Here is an 18,127-nt window from a genome sequence, read left to right on the forward strand (position 1 = left end):
TACCCGGGCGCGACCACATTGCAATGCCTCGCGCGCAGGCCGCACTCAAGGCGAGCATCGTTTTCCCGTTTCTGTTCCCGGTAGGCTGGGCGCTCGTGACCTCCGCTACCGTCCTGCACGCGCCTGCTACTCCCTCACGTGCGCAATCTGCGCTGGTAGCGATGCCAGAACGGACAGTCCAGATATTGGTCGCCCTCGCACTTGCCGCGGGTGCCACCGTCAGCCTCGGCATTCACTATTGGTGGACGGTGCTGCCGCTCGCCGCAATTTTGGTGGCCGCGACATGGACCGCACTGGCACACCGCGCCGCCGTGACAGTCTCCGCAGCGCGCGCGGCGGCCGTCGCCGTAGGAGGCACCATCGCATGGTGCGTCGCGAACATTGCCATGGCGGCCGAGTACCTCATTGTGGTGCGCGACCCCGGCTTTCTGACGCTGTCGGGCATGTGGCTGGCCCGTCACCCCAGCACGGACATCCCCACACGTGGCTCCGTCGAGGCCGCCGAGACGCAGCTCAATATGCTGCCCGACGCCGCACAAGCCTGGAATCTCTACGGCGACGTGATCCAGCCGCAGGGAGCCAAGATGCTGCCCGCCACCCTGTCAGTTGGCGGCTGGCTCGCGGGCGAGACTGGCGTCCTTGCCGCCAACGTCGTGATCGGCGGAGTGGGGATCCTGGCCGTCTACGCGCTTGCTCGCCGATTCCTCGGCCCCTATGCGTCGCTCGCACCGGCCGGTGCCATCGCCCTCACTGTGTCCCACATTGGATTGTCACGCGCCGGCTACACCGAGCCCCTCACCCTCGTGCTCGTGGTCGCTGGTGTGCTGTGGGCCTGGCGCGGCGTCAAGGAGAAGCGGCTAGGGCTGCTGCTCGCCGCCGGCATCACCTCGGGGGCAACGACGTTTATCCGCATCGACGGCGCCTCGTTCGCGGTGGGTGCCCTCGCGGGTGTGATCATTGCGCTCGCACTGTCCGATGCGCCACGAGCGTGGCGTATGCGGGCAGGCTTTGCGTTTGCCGGCACGCAGGCCGTCGCCCTTGCGCTCGGCTACGTGTCGCTGTGGCGATGGGCGAACGAGTACCTGGTGCGACTTGAGGGACAGGCCATCGCGTTAGTCTCTGTCTACTTTGCGGCCGCGGTAGTTCTGGGGCTCTGGATGGCGACGTGGGGCCCGCAACTGCGCGGCGACCGCCTTCTGACCTCGCTGCGATCCGTCCTGGGACGCCGGGGCGCCATCGGCATCGGGATTGCCGTCAGTGGCCTGCTTGCGATCCTCGCCTCGCGGCCGTTGTGGATGATCGCGCGGCGAGGCACGGTCAAGTCAAACGAGATCTTCGCGAACGGCGTGGTCGAGTCCTTCCAGAAGGCGGCCGGTCTGCCGGTCGACGGCACCCGAACCTATGCCGAGTCGACCATGACCTGGATGAGCTACTACCTCACGTGGGTGCTGGTCGCGCTCGCCATCGTCGGATTCGGTGTGGCCGCCTACCGCATGGTGCGCCGCGACGGGACCTGGGCGGTATTTCTCGGGGCCATCCTCGCGCCCACCTTGCTGTACCTATGGAACCCCTCGATCATCCCCGACCAGATTTGGGCGATCCGTCGATTCGAGCCCGCGGCCATGCCCGGGTTTGTACTAGCCGCCGCGATCGGGGCGTGGTGGCTTGCGGGACGGCTTCGTACGGCGTCGGCGCGCGCCAGCGGACGCAAGTGGGCCGCAGCCGTCGTGCTGCTTGCGCCCCTGACGGCTTGGCTTTCAATCCAGCCGGGAGAACCCATGCCCATTAGCAGCGCGACTAACGTCACCACGCGGGAAATGCTCGGCGCCCGCGACCAGCTCAGCGACCTGTGTGAAGTCGCGGGCGACAGGCCCATCGTGCTCGCGGGAACCTCGTCCCACTTTGGCTCGCTGCGCGTGATGTGCGACCAGCCGGTGGTGCTTGCGCTGGTGGAACCCACTCCGGAGACACTCATCTCGATGACCGAGGTGTGGGGGCAGGCGCCGGTGGTGCTGACCCGCAACACCGACTGGTTCACCTGGAATGGCGGGATTCCCGCCCCCGCGGTCGACTCCACCGTGCGCACTGCGTCATACACGTTGCAGAACATCCCCCGGACCTACTCGGATCGCCAATACACCTGGTACGCGGGGATAGTGGGCGCCGATGGCACACTCGATTCCGTATCCGTCCCGGAGTCCCTCTCCGAGGCTTCGTAAGAGTTCTCCACAGAAACGACGCACGCCTAGCGCGATGCGGTGAGCGCGAGCCACTCTGGTGTCATGCGTGTGACGTGGGACAACCGTGTGGACCTGGACCTGTCGGCGGCGGCGACCTGCGCGGACATCGCGGCGTACATCACCATGACCGACTCCCCCGGCCCTCACGGTCACGGAGTCGCCGCGAGAGCTGACGCGACCGGTACGGTCGCGGTGTGGTGCGGCTCAGTGCGGCTCGATCCCGATCACCGGGCGGGAGTTCCGCCGTTGGTTCACGGCGCATCGCTGCAGCGCGGCCCTGGGGCTCCGGAGGTGCGTCTCACGGATCCCCATCTCGCCGTCACGTGCGGCCCGGACGCTGGGCGCATGGTGCCCCTCACGCGCGACGGCCTCAGCATCGGCCGTGGAGAGTCGTGTGACCTGACGCTCGCGGACAATGCGGTGAGCACCGAACATGCGCATGCGGGCTTCGGTAACTCGCCATGGGTGCGTGACGCGGGCTCGCGCAATGGCACGATGCTCCGGCGCGGCGACGGCACGCGGAAGCGATCTCGCCGGCTCAAGCCACGACCTGGCGAGCACCTCTTGGTCGGAGGGTCCGTCGTCGAGGTACGGCCGCGTCCGGGTCCAGACGCCGTCAAGACTGGGCACCGACCTCACGCTTCGGCGTCACAGCTCAGTGCGATCGGCGCCGGGGCGCTCACCGGCATCATGCTCGCGGTGATGACTGGGCGCTGGTATTTCGCGCTGCTGGCGCTGGGGTATCCGCTGATAGTAGGTATACCGATGCTCGCGCAACGGCTCCGACGGGGTGAGGATGATGAGGGGGACGTCACCGGCCCCGCGGACCCGTGCCCCACCCTCGAGCCGTCAGCGGCGCCCATGGCAGGGCCGGTGGCCGTCGTGGGTCCCGTCCCGCTCGCGGCGGCGACCGCACGCGGCCTGGTGCTCGCACAGCGGCTGCGCCCTCACGGCGACGAATGGGCTGAGCTCTGGATGCGGTGGCTGCCTCGCGCCACGCGGGAGCAAAGCGTCATGGTGATGGCGGAGGGCGCCTCCGCCCCCTCGTGGGCGGCAACGGTGGTCGAGATCCATGGGGACGAGACCCACGTGCGCACCGGCACTGCGACGAGGGTGGCGCGCCGCTGCGAGATCTCGCAGCACACAGCCGATGCCGTGGCTCGGCTGATAGCCGGCACACGAGCCGCCGAGTCGTTGCCGGACGACGTCGCATGGGCGGACTTGCCGGTGGACCAGCCGACGAGGCCCGGCCGTACGTTGTCCACTCCCATCGGCGTGGGCGCGGCCGGTGCGGTGTCCCTCGACCTGGACCTTCAAGGCCCCCACTTCCTGGTGGCGGGCACCACCGGGTCGGGCAAGTCCGCGTTGCTCGAGACGCTGGTGCTGGGCCTCGCACACCGGCACTCCCCCGCGGACCTGACCGTCGCACTCATCGACTTCAAGGGCGGCGCCGGCCTACGTCACTGTATGGACCTGCCGCACGTCGTGGGCAGTCTCACGGACCTCGACTCTCACCTCGCGGAGCGCGCGCTGGTCGCTCTCAGTGCCGAACTCGATCATCGCAAGCGCCAGGTTTCGCAGGCCGGGTACGGTTCCCTTGCCGAGTGGGAACAGGCGGGCGGGGCGCCGCCCCGGCTCCTGGTGGTCGCGGACGAGTATCAGGAGATCGCCCAGCACCACCGGGACTTCCTTCCGCACTTGGCGCGCCTCGCTGCCCAGGGGCGTTCGCTCGGCCTGCATCTGGTGCTTGCCACGCAGCGCCCGGCCGGCGCAGTGACTCCGGAGATCCGCGCCAATGTGTCCACCACGGTGGCACTGAGAGTCGCGTCTACTGGCGAGTCACAGGACCTGCTCGGGACGGCCGATGCTGCCTCCCTTCCTGCCGACAGGCCGGGTAGGGCAATCGTCGCGCACGGCTCAGACCACGTTCGCGTCCAGGTCGCGCAGCCCACGTTGCATGCCACCGCTCCCGTGCGCCCCGCCGGAGAAGTGGTCGCGGCTGCTCCCGCCGATCTCGCCCGCGCTACGGCCGAGCGTTGGCAGGGTGTCGACCTGCCAGCCCGCCTGTGGCGCGACCCGTTGCCCACCAGTGTGGCCCTGCCTCCACCGCCAGAGAACGTCGGCAGCCCGATGCTGACGCTGGGTTTGGCCGACTGGCCGGCCGAGCGACGGCAGGACCTTGTGGGCTGGCAGCCCTCAACCGGGCCTATCGCGTTCATCGGTCCACGTGGAGCGGGACGCTCTGCGGCACTCGAGTTGCTCCGCACCCAGGCTCCCCTCGCAGGACTGACCGCCGTACCGCTCCCTGCGGATGCCCGCGAGGCGGCACGAACCGTCGCCCTCGCTCACGACCGAGCGGACGTGCTTCTCCTTGTCGACGACGCGGGCAGCGCTCTAGCCATGCTCGCCGAGGTCGACCTCGGCACGCCGGCGGAGCTGCTCATGCGTCGCATGGCCCGCGGGCTACCGACCGCCATCGCGCTCGCAACTCACGACCCAGCACGGCTCGCGTCATCGGCTGGCAGTCGGGTTGTGCTGTCCGGAGCTGATGCTGCGGACGACGCCCTGTGGAACGTGCCGCGTACGCTCGCGGGTCGCCCCGCCCTCGCGGGACGCGGAAGGTTGGGCACTCAGGGGCAATGGTGCGAGGTGCAACTGTGCCTCCCCCGCGATTCCGGGGCTCCCCCGGTGCGGCTCGTGGAGCGGCTTCCCAACGCCGCCGCGGTCGCGCGCAGCTGCGAAGCTGACCCCCGACTCCTGGCGGTGGGCGGGGACGATGCCCGCCCAATTCTCGTTCCTGATGGCCCGCTCACGGTGGTGGGCCCGCCTTCGGGCGAGCGAGACGCCGTCGTTGCTCACGTCGAGCGCCTTGTCGCCACAGAAGTAACCGTGCGCGACGACCTCATCAGTTTCCCTGGCTTCACCAAGCCCACAGGCATGATCGTGTTGGTTCAGCCCACACCACGCGCGGTGCGCGACGCGTGCGGCACAGCGCACATCGGGCTGGCGGATCCGACGCCACAACCAGGGCGAGTAGTGATCGTCAGCGACGACGGCGTCGACGCCGCCCAGATCCCGGCATGAACATAGACCCCGCGACGCAAAAACTATCCTTGACCGGCCGTCGGTGGCTCCGCAGCGTCGTCCTTGCCCGCGCGCGCCATGACACAACCGGCGACTCCCAGGGCGACAACAATCAAAACAACGGCTACGACGGGTCGCGTCGAGATGATGGACAGTCCGAGCCCCGCCTGGAACACCTGCCACGTCAGCGCGATGGAGCGCGCCCACCGCCGTGACTGCCACATTCCACGCGCGCCGAAACCCACTCCCACGGCAAGTGCCAGGCAGAACACCCCGACTCCAGCAATGAAACCCACGTCGCGCGGGTCGCCAAAGATCGCGTAAAAGCCGTAAGCGAGCGCCGCAAAGGCCAGCAAAATAGCCTCAATGCCGAGCCCAACTGCTGCAAAAATCTCGAGTTTTCGGCCGCGCCTAGCACTGTCCTTGTTCATGTTCCCCAAACTACCTTGACCGATTGTGAGCGACGACACATCGTCTATCTCTTGTCACCTGTTCGTAACCATGAGAACCTTAAAGAAGTCAAACCGCAACGGCCGCGGCGATATCCCACAATTTTGTGTCCATTTCGCCGCGCCACATTGCCCAAGGAGATCCTATGGACTGGCGCGACCGCGCTGCTTGCCTCGAAGTTGACGACCCGGAGCTTTTCTTCCCGGTCGGCAACACGGGCCCTGCATTGGTACAGATCGAGAAGGCGAAGTCCGTGTGCAACGCGTGCCCCGTTCGCGAAACCTGCCTGCAGTGGGCAATGGAGCACAACCAGGACTCCGGTGTGTGGGGCGGCTTGTCGGAAGATGAGCGCCGCTCCCTCAAGCGCCGTGCCGCCCGTGCACGCCGCGCAGCCAAGTAACCGCAGTTAAGCAACCTCGGCGGCGCCTCGCGCCGCCGTGGCCGCTTAGCGTCTCGGGGACTTAACGATCCTTCACCTGCACGTGGACGTCGACCTCGCTTCCACCGGCGACGCGCTTCCACGTCAGCGACCCTCCAAGCTCGTTTTCCACTAGGGTCGTCACAATTTGCGACCCTAGCCCGGTGGGCTTGGCTGACAGTCCAACGCCGTCATCCGCGATCACTACGTCAAGGTCGGTGTCATTCCGACGCGCCGTGACCGTGATGGTGCCGTGCTCGCGACCCACAAAGCCGTGCTCCACCGCGTTCGTCACGAGTTCCGTGATGACCAGCGCGAGCGATGACGCAAACTGCGCCGGAATAAGCCCGAAGTCTCCCTCACGGACAATCTTGACCTGCACTCCCGGCGAGGCAACGTCAGCTGCCATCCGCATCGAGCGTCCCGCGAGGTCATCGAAGTTCACTAGTTCGTCTAGCGTGCCCGAGAGCGTCTCGTGAACGAGCGCGATGGTGGACACCCGGCGCATAGCTTCCGCGAGCGCCTCCTTGGCTTCGGGAGCCTCAACGCGCCGGCTCTGCAACCGCAATAGCGCAGCCACCGTCTGCAGGTTGTTCTTCACCCGGTGGTGAATCTCGCGGATTGTCGCGTCCTTGGTGATGAGCTCGCGTTCACGCCTGCGCAACTCGCTCACGTCGCGGCACAGCAGTACCGCCCCGGCGCGCGAACCATCCACGGAGACTGGTATCGCACGAAGCGACAGGCACGCGCCGTTCACTTCCAAGTCAGTACGCCAGGCAGCACGGCCCATTACCACCATGGCCAACGTTTCATCGATCAATCCACGATCGGTGACGAGTTCGCTGGTCACGCGTGGCAGCGACTTGTTCATCAACGGCCCGTGCACTCCGAGCCGATGAAAGCACGACAACGCATTAGGCGACGCATATGTCACGTGACCGACCGAGTCGAGCCGCAAGACTCCGTCACCCACGCGAGGAGCACCGCGCTTGGGCCCCGTCACCGACGTATGGACCGGGAACTCGCCCTGAGTAATCATGCGCAGCAGATCATCGGAGGCGCCCTTGTAGTTCAATTCAAGCCGCGATGACGAACGGGAAACCACCTGCGACACCTCGCGCGTCAGCACCGCGATGGCGCGACCGTTCATCACCACTGGCAGTGCATCCTCCCGCACCGCATAAGTCTCGTCCCAGCGCGGCTCGCGGGACGCAACTATGGTGCCCTCATCGAGGGCTCTGCGCAGATGAGCGACGCGAGTGGGACCCGCCATCGTCCCCACGACATCGTCTTGATGAACTGTGGGACCGGTCGAGGGGCGGCACTGGGCCACCGCGACGAACCCGTCCGGCACCTCCCGCCACATGACCAAATCAGCGAACGCAAGGTCCGCGATAATCTGCCAATCGGCGGTCAGCAATGCCAACCAGTCCGCCTCAGCATCGGTGAGGGGTCCGAACCGCTCGGCGGTCTCGCGCAAAGTTGCCACGCCTCTAGCCTAAGGGTCGCGCGCAGGCGCGGTAGCCTGGTGACACCTTGGAGGGCGTCCATGAAGATAATTCACCAGCACACGTTTCACGCGAGTCTCGACCGCGTCATAGCAATGCTCGCTGACGAGGAGTTTGCCGCAGTGCGTGCAAATGCCTCTGGAGCCGCAGACCAGGACGTCCTGGTCGATGGGGAGCCGGACCAGGCCTTTACTGTGCTGATTCGCCGCGTCGTGCCATCGGCGTCGATTCCTGCCGAGTTCCAGAGCTTTGTGAGTAAAGACCTCAAGGTGAAGTACACCGAGGCCTGGGAGCCACCCAACCCGGCCGAGTCGGACCGCGTCGGCACCTTCGCGATGGAGATCGTGGGCGCACCCGGCCATGTCTCAGGGGCAATCGGCCTGACGCCCGGCGACGGGACCGTGGAGTTTCTCGCGACCGGCGAGATATCCGTAAGCGTGCCGTTGATTGGTGCGATCATCGAACGCGCCGTGGCGCAGGCGATGGAGACCGGGTTCGTTGCCGAGCTCGCCGCAGCAGACACCTGGCTCGCCAACCGGGCATGACCCTTCCTGCACCGGTCCAGGTGTTTATCGGCGGCACCCTTGGTGGCGCCCTCCGCATCGGCCTTGACCTCCTGTTTCCCGCCGGTGCGCAGGGTGTCGCGTGGGACGTCGTCACCATCAACGTGGTCGGATCATTCGTGCTGGGCGCGGTGGCCGCGCGTAGCGAGGCCATGGGTGGACACCGCCACTTCCCCCTGATCGGACCGGGGCTGCTTGGCGGATTCACGACGTTCTCCGCCATCGCGTCCCTGCACTGGACGGCCGGCACCAGCCTGGGCCTCGCGGCCGGCGTGCTCGCCCTCAACATGGTGCTCGCGTTTGGCGCGGCGGCATGGGGATGGAGCCTGGGGGCTCGCGGCTCGCGCGCGACCGAATTCGTGGAGAATCTTGCCAATGAGCCCGACGGCGTGGTGCACGACTCTCACGTGCCGACTGAGGGCGATGCTGCAGGCGGGGAACGCGCATGAGCCCGCTGATCTATCTCGCGGCGGCCCTGGCCTGCGGTGCCGGAGCGGTAGTGCGCTTTGGGCTGTCCAAGATGAACGCGCGGTGGAAACTACCGTGGCCCACCTTTGGCGCCAACCTACTCGGCAGCTTCACCCTGGGCGTCATCGCTCACATTGCCCTCACTGCGCCGCACGCGGACCAACTCACGCTGATCGCCGGAGGCGGCTTCGCGGGCGGGCTCACGACCTTCTCGACCCTCTCGGTCGATGCCGTGGTGCTGTGGCGAGGGGGCAGACTCACCTACTCGATGAGTTACCTCGCGGCTACGTTCGTGGGCGGACTACTGGGAGCCGGCTTCGGCTGGGCCCTCGTTGGCTGGCTCTAAGGCCCCACCCACAAGGACACCCAGCCCAAGCATCGGCCGGTGCGTTCTATTCCTCGATGGTCACGCCGCGCCAGAAAGCGACGTGCTCGCGAATGTTCTCCGCGCGCGGCTTGGGGTCGTCATAGTGCCACGCGGCGTCCTTGTTGACCTCTCCGTCCACCACGACGTCCTCGTACGTCGCCGAGCCCTTCCAAGGGCAGACGCTTTCCATGTCGGACGACTGAAAATACTCCGCCTTAATGCTGTCCCTTGGGAAGTAGTGATTGCCCTCCACGATTTCGGTGTGGTCGGACTCCGCAATGACGGTGTTGTTCCAGATTGCCTTCATGATTCCTCCATCGGTAGTCAGCCGCGCAATGGATTGGTGCCAGCGGCCTCTCACCTTGGCCAACAGCGTCACGGCACCCGACATTCCTGCGGCTGCCCAAGATCCCGGAAGTTGGGCTACTCGCGGCGCTTGCGCACTACCCAACCCACCGCCGGCCAGCCGACGACCAGCGCCAGCACCACCAGCGTGGGCGCCACATCATCGGTGCTCGCGCTAAGGGCCACGCCTGCGAGGACAAGCGATGCGACCAACCCCGCAGCAGACACTTCGACTGGTACACGCAGACCCTCCGTACGGCCCGCCACTCGTTGCCTGATCGCGGCCAGGTTGGCCACCGCGTAGTACGTCAGCACCGTCGCGACGGACACCAGTAACAGGTTGGTGCCGCTCGTCCATACCAAGGCGACCGCAACCAGTGCCACGACCAACTCCGCGCGCCACGGCGCACCGGATGAGCCTTGCACAGCCAGCGTTGAAGGCAAGTCACGCTCGCGTGCCATCGCCATGGCGGTGCGACCCGCGCCCGCCATCACGGCGAGCATCGCCCCAAAAGTCGCCATGGTAGCGGCGACGGTGACGACGACGAGTGGTAGGTGGCCCACGGTCGCCAGTTGCTCCAAGGGGCCCGCAAGCGAGCCCTCGTCTACCGTCGTGCCCTGGCGGCGTGTTGCCAACCCGCCCAGTGCATCGACGCCAACATAAGTGGCCAGCGCCCAGGCAATCGCGAGATAGAGGGAGACCACCACTGCGAGCGCCACAATGATCGCCCTCGGGATGGTGCGGGCAGGATCTCGTACCTCCTCGCCAAGAGTTGCGATGCGCGCATACCCGGCAAAGGCGAAGAAGGCGGACGATGCCCCGACCAGGAACGTCGCAACCGGTCCAGATTCCTGCGCGAAGCGAAGGCCCTGCGGCACCTCCCCATGGCCCGCCACCGCTGCGCACACAATGCCCATTAGTGCCAGCGTCACCACCACTGCAATCACGGTGGCTCCGGTCGCGGTCTTGGTGATCCCGCGCGCATTGAGGGCCCACGCGAGAGCCACCGCGGCCGTGGCGATCCACTGCGCGTGCCCTGGCAGCACGTAGGCGCCGAGCACCAGCGCGCCCACGGCAACGGAGACCGTTTTGCCCACCAGAAACGCTGCGCCCGCCACGTGCCCAGGAAAAGCCCCCAACTCTGCGCGACCATACGCATAGGCTCCGCCCGCGACGGGATACCTGCTGGCTAGCTGGGCGGTGGACAGTGCGTTCGCGAGCGCGACCAACGCGGCCAGGGCGACCGCTGCGAGGTACCAGTCACCGGCGCCCAGCACGGCCGACCACATGTCTGAGAACACTCCGGCACCGAGCATCGAGCCGACCCCGATGCCGGTGGCAGCTATTACGCCGATGCGCCGGGTTGTGGAGGTCATGGCGCGCACCGAAGATAAGTCACGCGGCTAGCGTACTTGCGCGGGAACAAGAAAACCCCCTCCCGGAGGAGGGGGTTTTCTTGTATCTACTTCTGCAAGTAGCGGGGACAGGATTTGAACCTGCGACCTCCGGGTTATGAGCCCGGCGAGCTACCGAGCTGCTCCACCCCGCGTCGGTAAGCCATCACTCTACAGTGCGTTTGGTCACTGACCTAATCGCCTGATTTCCACCTGCGATCTCCTCCCTCTTTCGTTAGAGTCGGGCGCATGACCACACCTATACCTGACGATCCACACACACCGCGTCCCGGGCAGGAAGACGCCCTTTCTACACCCTCGGGGATGGCAGCGCCCACGCCTCCACCTCCCCCTCCCACACCAAGCCATGTGCCGCCACCCGGCGGATTCCAGGCGACGGGGTGGGAGCCGGAGCGCCCGCAAGGCCTCGCGATAACCACCATCGCGCTTACGGGGGTGTACACGCTCGTCCAGGTGGCCGCTGCGTTCGGCGCACAGGATGCCACCGATCGTGCCAAGGACGCCATTGAATCGGGATCCACGCAGACCGACGTCACGGGGAGCGTCACGCAGCTCCTTTCCGCGGTGATTGGAATCGCGGCGTTTGTGGTGCTCGCACTGTGGATGACGCGAATCCGCTCCAACCTCGCAAAGAGGGGCATCCGCGCTGGCGGCCCGCCGCGGGTGGAGTGGTGGGGTTGGTTCGTGCCCATCGCAAACTACATCTTGCCGTTCCTGGGCATGAAGGCCATCGCGCGCCGCAAGGTCAGTGTGGGCATCCTGCTGGGCTGGTGGATTGCCTGGTGCCTGGTCTGGCTTACGTCGGTCGGCACCTACGTGGTGTCGTTCTCCGGCATCGACTTCACCACCGGTGAGTACACGAATCCCGACGCGCTCGACGCCCTTGTGCCTCTCATATATGTAGCTACCGTGGCCACGATCGTGTCTTGGGCATTCTTAGTGGTCATCATCCGCCGCGTCACGAACCGCCACCTCGAGGACTAGCACCGCACCCACGAAGTACGCGAAGGGGCCCGGGAGAGCAGATGCTCTCCCGGGCCCCTTCGCGTGTCACTATGCGGAGTACCTGGCCTTATGCCGAGGCGCCGTCGCCAGCATCAGCGGACGCCGCAGCACTTGGCGTAGGCGACGCTACCGGCTCAGGGAGCCCCTCGACAGCACCACCATTTTCCTCCTGGATCCGTCGCTCGGCGGCTACGGCGTCCTCAAGCGCGCTTGTCAGCGCATCTTGTGAGTCACCATAGGCCGCGAAGTCGCCAGCCTTCAGCGCGATCTGGCCATCCTCGATGGCCTGCTGCGCCTTGGCGAGCGCGCTACGAAGCGCACGCTCGTTCTCCGTGTCCGTGGTCTCCCCACCGGGCTCCGTGACGTCCGGCTCTGTCGTATCTGGTTCCGTAGTATCCGGCTCCGTCGGGTCGGGCGTCGTGGCATCCGGGTTATCCGGGTCGGTATCAGTGGTTACCGCAGCGCCCTTACCGAACACCTGGTCGAGCGCGCCCTGGAGAGTATCCGCGAAGCCCACCTCGTCACCGAAGGACACGAACACCTTGCGCAGCAGTGGCACCTGCGTGCCGGCGCTGGATTGGACATACACGGGCTGCACGTACAGCAACCCGCCACCGACGGGCAGCGTCAGCAGGTTTCCGTTAATAATCTCGGTCTCACCCTGGCGCAGCAGGTTTAGCGTGGTCTGCGCGTCCGAGTTGGAGTTGAAATTATTCTGCACCTGACCTGGACCAGGGATGGTCGTGTCACGTGGCAGCTCCAGCAGTCGCAGTTGACCGTAGTCCTCGGCCACCTTGCCCGCCTCGTTACCGGTCTCTGAGTCCACCGACAGGTAGCCAGTCAGCACGTTGCGGTCCGAGTTACCACCCGGGATGAACGAGCTCGTCAACGAGAACGAAGGCTCCTCCTGTCCCGGCATCTGCAGCGTCAGATAGTAGGGCGGCTGGGGGCCACTGCTACCGGGCGTCGGGTCTGACGGGTTGCGCCAAAAGTCCTGACCCGAGTAGAACGACGATGCGTCGTCCACGTGGTAGCTCGTGAGCTGGTAGCGCTGCACCGTGAACATGTCCTGGGGGTAGCGCAAGTGGCTCATCAGCTGAGACGAGATCTCGTCCATGGGCTTCATATCGTTCGGGAAGATATTTTCCCAGGTCTTGATGATCGGGTCCTCAGGGTCCCACGCATACAGCGTGACGTGACCGTCGTAAGCATCCACCGTGGCCTTGACCGAGTTGCGCATGTAGTTCAGTCGCGCTGGCGTCAGTCGGTCCTCAGCACCTGCGAACAGGCTGTCTGACTGCAGCGCACCCGAGTAAGGGAACTGCGTGGTGGTCGTGTAGCCATCGACAATCCACACCACACGGCCATCGACCACTGCGGGGTAGGTCTGCGAGTCGAGCTCCAGATACGGGGCGACACGTGAGACGCGGTCAAGCGGCTCGCGGTGGTACATGATTTGCGACTCTTCCGTCACACGGTCGGAGAAGAAGATCTGCTCCTCACCGAACTTGATCGCATACATGAGCTTGGCAAAGGTGTTCCCGATGCTGGGGCCACCGTCGCCGGAGTACGTAGTGTTGACCTGGTTTCCGGTCACGTCTTCCGAGCTGTCCGTCGGGTAGTCAAGTTCCCACGGCGGCGTACCCTCGGGGGCGCCGACGATCGAGTACGGAGGCGTGGTCTCGCCAAAGTAGATGCGCGGCTCGTAGTCAGGAAGCTCTCCAGTAGACGGGATGCCTCCCTCGTAGAAGTCGGGCTGTCCGTCGAGTTGGGTCTTGTTTCCGTAGGCGGCAACAACGCCGAACCCGTGGGTGTAGACCGTGGTGTCGTTTACCCAGTTGCGGTTCTCGTCGCCGAGGCCGTCGAGGTTCAGCTCGCGCACTGCGATCACGGTATCGCGCAGTTCGCCGTTGATGTCGTAACGGTCAACGTTGAGGTTGGCGGCAAAGTTGTAGTACTGCTTGTTCTGCTCGAGCTGCTGGAACGCGGGCGACACCACGTTGGGGTCCAGCAGACGGATCTGCGTGGTGGTCTCCGCGTCGTCCCGCAGCGCATCGGTTTGCGCCTCGGTCTTCGCGTCGTATTGCGTGACCTCGATGTCGTCGAGGCCATACGCGTACCGGGTCGCATCAATGTTGCGCTGAATGTAGGTCGCCTCGAGCTCCTGAGCGTTCGGCTCTACCTGGAAGCGCTGCACGACGGCCGGGTAGGCCCAACCCACGACGATGGCGCTGAGCACCATGAGTGCCACGCCCATGGCGGGGATACGCCAGTCGCCGCGCCAGATCACGACGAGGAAGGAGATTCCCACCAGGATCGCAATACCCACGAGGATTCCGCGGGCCGGCAGGATCGCGTTCACGTCGGTGTAGGACGCTCCGTAGAAGCGCTCACCCTGCTTGTTCAGCAGTGCGTAGCGGTCGAGCCAGTAGTTGGCTGCGATGCCGAGCATGACCAGCAGGCCCATAATGGCGAGCTGAATTCGGGCCCCGCCCGATGCCACGAACTTGCGCCCACCGCCGCCGATTCCTCCGTACAGCAGGTGAACGAAGGCCGCGAGCACCATGCACACGATCGTGATGGCGAGATAGAAGCCCACGAAGGAGCGCAGCACGGGGAGTGTGAAGACGTAGAACGACGCGTCGAGTCCAAACTCTGGGTCCGCAACACCGAATGACTCCTGGTTGAGGAACGCCAGCACGGCCTTCCAGTTCGCAGACATCGCCGCACCCGCGATGAGGCCCACAAAGATGGGCAGCGCGACCATAACGATCTTCTCGAGCGGTTCGATCTGCTCGCGATACTGGTCGAGCGTGGATCGTTGCCCCGTCTGGGCGGGTCGCACGCGGCGCGCGATCCACAGCGACAGCCACACTGCAACCGCAGCGATGACGCCAAAGATAAGGAACAGGGAGGCGCGCGTCAGCCACTGGGTGCGCCATACGTCGGTGAAGCCAAGCTGCTGGTACCAGACCACTTCGGTCCAGATGTTGGCTGTGATGACTACCGCAATGACCAGCACGGCGACAGCCAGCAGGGCAATGAGTAGTGGGGAACGACGCTTGGGCGGTGTCGCTATGGGCTGCGGCCGGGAGGGGCGGTCGTGCTCGGAGGTCACTGAGATTTCCTTTGCTTATGAACTGATTGCTGGCGACTCGCGCTTGTGGACAAGCGTGCCACAGGGTCTAGCAGGTGGGAAGTTCGGAGGTGGTACCCGCGCCGATGCTTTCTACAGCGGCGTAGGCGTCGTCCAGGTTGTCCACACTGAAAACGCTCAAGCCCTGCGGAACGTGCCCGCGGACGTCGTCGCAGTTTTCAATGGGGGCGAGGAAGTAATTTGCGCCGGCATTGAGAGCGCCCTCCATCTTGAACTGAATGCCGCCGATGGGACCCACGTCGCCATCGGCGTCGATGGTCCCGGTTCCCGCGACATTTTCGCCGTCGAGCTCGTCCAACTCGGTGAGCTTGTCCATGATGCCAAGCGAGAACATCATGCCGGCACTGGGTCCGCCCACCTTATCGATCTGCACGGTGACGTCGATCGGAATGTCGAACGTGGGATCGATCCAGATGCCCATGACCGCAGTGCCGTCACCGGAGTCGAGCATCGCGAAGGACTCGGTCAGTTCCTCGGTGCCGCGCAAAACGGTCACGTCGATCATGTCGCCCGGATCGTGGGCGTTCACAGCATCGGACATCTGCTTGTAGGTGTCGATCTCGGTGCCGTCAATGGCCACCAACACGTCGTCAGCCTCAAGCTTGCCGAGGGCGTTCGAATCGTCCTGAACGCCCGCCACTCGGATGCTCGCCGGCACGGCGACGCCGAGCTCCTCGAGGGCGGACACGGTCGCGCTCTCCTGGGACGTGATCCAGTCCTGCTGAGCCTGCTCGTCGACCAGGTCCTCTTGGTCGGGGTCGCCGAAGACGTACTCCTCGGGGACCACATAGCGGTGGGGCGAGAAGTATCCCGCGAGCACGCTGCCCATGGTGAACATGTTCGATCCGCCGCGACTCACGGAGACCGTGGTCAGCCGCAACTCGCCGGAGGCGTCGTATGTGGGTGCGCCCTGAATCTCGACCAGCGGTGCGCCGTCTGCGTCGACTCCAAGCGTGTCGAACGTGGGCCCAGGGCCCCCGATTGCGAAGGGAGACGGCAACACTGTCAGGACTGCAATAAGAATCGAGGTCGCCAACCCGGCAGCTGACAGCACGGCACTGCGGCGCGAAGGCGGAGGCGGCGTCGGCTCCTCAGACATTGCTGGCACTGCCTCGTCACCATTGGCCAGCGAGGGGTCGAGCGGCGGAGTCGAGGGTGTGGTCACGCCCTCCATCATTGCTTATAGCGAACGATGCGCCGAATCGCGGTCGCCGAACGTTACCGTGGAGGAAGCGGGCGTCGACCTCGACTGCCCTTGCGTACTGGAGGCTCCGTGAACGACGACACCACCCCTTGGATGAAGCTGCTCCGTGAGTTGTTCGGCGACGACGCGGATGATGCCCTCGCGGAACTCGAGCGCATGGGCATGGACCCCGCCGCACTCGCGAACGCGTCGGGGATGGCCGCGTCTCCAGGAATGATGGACCACGTCCTGTCGCAGATTCGCGCTCTCATGGCTCAGAGCGAGGGCGAGGACGTCAACTGGACTCTGGCGCACGACGTCGCACGTGGAGTGGCGGCGCAGGGAGGCGATCCCACAGTGACTGCCGCGGTCGCGGACACGCACCGCGCGGCCGTCTCGCGCGCAGAGCTGTGGCTCGACGCCGTCACCGACTTCGATCCCTCGTCACTAACACCGCGAGTCTGGAGCCGTGCCGAGTGGGTCGAGGCAACGATGCCAACCTGGCGTGTCTTGGCCGGCCCCGTCGCCGTGAGCGTCTCGCACGCCCTGGGTGGCGTTTTGCGCGGCGAGGGCGACGGCGATCACACGGAACGCGACGAGGAATTGGCCGCCTTTGGGCTCGGCCCGGGCCAGGCATCGGGAATCATGAATTCCGTGAGCCCTACCGTGTGCGGGATGCACATGGGTCAGGCGGCTGGCGAGATGGCCCGCGAGGCATTCGGGGGCACCGACTTGGGGATCCCCTTGCTGACCGACTCGCGCGTCGCGCTGGTCCCGCACGCGATCGCCGACTTTGCCGAGGGTCTTGAGATTGACGACGATGAGGTGCGCACGTTTGTGGCACTGCGCGAGGCGGCCCACGTGCGTCTCTTCGCCGCCGCGCCGTGGCTCCCTGGCCAGCTTCACAGCGCCATCGAGCGCTATGCCAGCGCCATCACGATTGACCCAGAGGCGCTCGACTCGGCCGTTCGGGATGCTGGGGCCGGCGATCCCGCCAAGCTTCAGAAGGCGCTCAGCCGCGGAATCTTCGCACCTGAGCACTCCGAGGCGCAGGCGGCGACGCTCGAATCTATCGAGACCATGCTCGCGCTCATCGAGGGCTGGGTCGACGACGTCACTACCCGTGCGGCCGCCCCCCACTTGCCTCACATCGGACAGTTGCGCGAGATGATGCGACGCCGCCGCGCATCGGGCGGGCCCGCAGAAGACGTCTTCGCGTCACTGCTCGGACTGGAACTGCGCCCGCGTCGCTTGCGCGACGCATCGTCCCTTTGGGCGGCACTGTCCGTGCGCCTAGGCTCCGACGCCCGCGACGAACTCTGGTCGCACCCAGACCTCCTGCCGGATGCCGATGCACTTGGCGACTGGGAAGCCTGGGTCGGGAAGTACGTCAGTGGCGACGATTCAGCCGACGACATGGACAGGGACCTCGAGAAGCTCCTCAGCGGTGGCTACGCGTCATCCGGCGAGACCAGCACGGATGGGCCACTCTCCGGGGAAGAGAGTTCAGACGGAGATGCAGAGAAGGGCCCAAACGGGGACTCCGACCAGACCTGATCGCGACACTTCCGACACGACGGGCACGAATTGAACGTTTTTGTGCGTAAATCCGTCTACGCTTATCGGGAACGGGCCCCCGGGGCCACGGATGTGCGGCCTTACCGGCCGCGCCATTAGCAAAGGAGACCCTCATGGGCGAAAAGTATTCAGGTGAGTTCTACTGCGTGAAGTGCAAGGAAAAGCGCACCACCGAGGGTGACGTCGTCATCTCCGAGAACGGCCGCCGTATGGCGAAGGGCGTTTGCCCCGAGTGCGGAACCAAGCTGAACCGCATCCTCGGCAAGGCGTAATACTTCGCGTCTTTGACGCATCGCGAAGCGGGCTGACCCATGCGGGTCGGCCCGTTTTGTGTTTTCTAGGACG

General features: G+C 65.6%; 15 protein-coding genes and 1 tRNA gene. 9 read left to right on the forward strand and 7 right to left on the reverse strand.

Features of this window, described 5'->3' with window-relative positions; all coding sequences use genetic code 11:
- Window positions 1–23 precede the first annotated feature (23 nt).
- Window positions 24–2,219: a hypothetical protein gene (locus tag AOP77_RS09860; protein WP_062213077.1), complete on the forward strand. Its 2,196-nt coding sequence runs from the start codon at window positions 24–26 to the stop codon at window positions 2,217–2,219.
- 63 nt (window positions 2,220–2,282) lie between these two features.
- A complete protein-coding gene (locus tag AOP77_RS09865; RefSeq protein ID WP_062213080.1) occupies window positions 2,283–5,324 on the forward strand; it encodes an FtsK/SpoIIIE domain-containing protein in 3,042 nt (1,013 codons plus the stop codon).
- Between the two features lie 23 nt (window positions 5,325–5,347).
- Here the strand turns inward: AOP77_RS09865 and AOP77_RS09870 are convergent, their stop codons facing one another.
- The gene (locus AOP77_RS09870) at window positions 5,348–5,755 is read right to left on the reverse strand and encodes a hypothetical protein (RefSeq protein ID WP_062213083.1); all 408 of its coding nucleotides are present in this window, start codon (window positions 5,753–5,755) and stop codon (window positions 5,348–5,350) included.
- Window positions 5,756–5,919: 164 nt separating this feature from the next.
- On the opposite strand from AOP77_RS09870, the gene AOP77_RS09875 reads away from it, so the two are divergent.
- Window positions 5,920–6,174 carry a WhiB family transcriptional regulator gene (locus tag AOP77_RS09875; RefSeq protein WP_062213086.1) on the forward strand — a complete coding sequence of 85 codons (255 nt, stop codon included), beginning with the start codon at window positions 5,920–5,922 and terminating at the stop codon, window positions 6,172–6,174.
- A gap of 61 nt (window positions 6,175–6,235) precedes the next feature.
- Here AOP77_RS09875 and AOP77_RS09880 read toward each other — a convergent pair whose 3' ends face one another.
- Window positions 6,236–7,681, reverse strand: a complete 1,446-nt coding sequence (locus tag AOP77_RS09880) for a sensor histidine kinase (protein WP_062213089.1) — start codon at window positions 7,679–7,681, stop codon at window positions 6,236–6,238.
- 60 nt (window positions 7,682–7,741) lie between these two features.
- On the opposite strand from AOP77_RS09880, the gene AOP77_RS09885 reads away from it, so the two are divergent.
- The 3 genes from AOP77_RS09885 to AOP77_RS09895 are packed head-to-tail and all read left to right on the forward strand — an operon-like array spanning window position 7,742 to window position 9,077.
- Window positions 7,742–8,245 carry a DUF2505 domain-containing protein gene (locus AOP77_RS09885; protein WP_062213092.1) on the forward strand — a complete coding sequence of 168 codons (504 nt, stop codon included), beginning with the start codon at window positions 7,742–7,744 and terminating at the stop codon, window positions 8,243–8,245.
- Window positions 8,242–8,712 carry a fluoride efflux transporter FluC gene (locus tag AOP77_RS09890; protein WP_062213095.1) on the forward strand — a complete coding sequence of 157 codons (471 nt, stop codon included), beginning with the start codon at window positions 8,242–8,244 and terminating at the stop codon, window positions 8,710–8,712. The genes AOP77_RS09885 and AOP77_RS09890 overlap by 4 nt, the downstream gene beginning before the upstream one ends.
- Entirely contained in the window at window positions 8,709–9,077 is a 369-nt protein-coding gene (locus AOP77_RS09895) for a fluoride efflux transporter FluC (RefSeq protein WP_062213098.1), read from the forward strand. The genes AOP77_RS09890 and AOP77_RS09895 overlap by 4 nt, the downstream gene beginning before the upstream one ends.
- A 46-nt stretch (window positions 9,078–9,123) precedes the next feature.
- Here AOP77_RS09895 and AOP77_RS09900 read toward each other — a convergent pair whose 3' ends face one another.
- The 3 genes from AOP77_RS09900 to AOP77_RS09910 form a co-directional block, all read right to left on the reverse strand.
- Window positions 9,124–9,405 carry a DUF427 domain-containing protein gene (locus AOP77_RS09900; RefSeq protein ID WP_236685812.1) on the reverse strand — a complete coding sequence of 94 codons (282 nt, stop codon included), beginning with the start codon at window positions 9,403–9,405 and terminating at the stop codon, window positions 9,124–9,126.
- A 116-nt stretch (window positions 9,406–9,521) separates the two neighbouring features.
- The gene (locus tag AOP77_RS09905) at window positions 9,522–10,820 is read right to left on the reverse strand and encodes an APC family permease (protein ID WP_062213101.1); all 1,299 of its coding nucleotides are present in this window, start codon (window positions 10,818–10,820) and stop codon (window positions 9,522–9,524) included.
- 99 nt (window positions 10,821–10,919) lie between these two features.
- Window positions 10,920–10,993 (reverse strand) — tRNA-Met (locus AOP77_RS09910).
- 94 nt (window positions 10,994–11,087) lie between these two features.
- Here AOP77_RS09910 and AOP77_RS09915 point away from each other — a divergent pair.
- Window positions 11,088–11,843, forward strand: a complete 756-nt coding sequence (locus AOP77_RS09915) for a DUF4328 domain-containing protein (protein ID WP_084622528.1) — start codon at window positions 11,088–11,090, stop codon at window positions 11,841–11,843.
- A gap of 88 nt (window positions 11,844–11,931) precedes the next feature.
- Here the strand turns inward: AOP77_RS09915 and AOP77_RS09920 are convergent, their stop codons facing one another.
- Complete coding sequence (locus AOP77_RS09920) at window positions 11,932–14,982, reverse strand: UPF0182 family membrane protein (protein WP_236685813.1); 3,051 nt, start codon at window positions 14,980–14,982, stop codon at window positions 11,932–11,934.
- A 67-nt stretch (window positions 14,983–15,049) separates the two neighbouring features.
- The gene (locus AOP77_RS09925) at window positions 15,050–16,186 is read right to left on the reverse strand and encodes a YlbL family protein (protein WP_062213106.1); all 1,137 of its coding nucleotides are present in this window, start codon (window positions 16,184–16,186) and stop codon (window positions 15,050–15,052) included.
- Between the two features lie 108 nt (window positions 16,187–16,294).
- Between AOP77_RS09925 and AOP77_RS09930 the strand changes: the two genes are divergently transcribed.
- The gene (locus tag AOP77_RS09930) at window positions 16,295–17,761 is read left to right on the forward strand and encodes a zinc-dependent metalloprotease (protein ID WP_062213109.1); all 1,467 of its coding nucleotides are present in this window, start codon (window positions 16,295–16,297) and stop codon (window positions 17,759–17,761) included.
- Window positions 17,762–17,895: 134 nt separating this feature from the next.
- Window positions 17,896–18,054, forward strand: a complete 159-nt coding sequence (locus tag AOP77_RS12425) for a DUF5679 domain-containing protein (RefSeq protein WP_169746285.1) — start codon at window positions 17,896–17,898, stop codon at window positions 18,052–18,054.
- Window positions 18,055–18,127: the final 73 nt, after the last annotated feature.

This window comes from Demequina oxidasica (assembly GCF_000975115.1).
GTDB lineage: Bacteria > Actinomycetota > Actinomycetes > Actinomycetales > Demequinaceae > Demequina > Demequina oxidasica.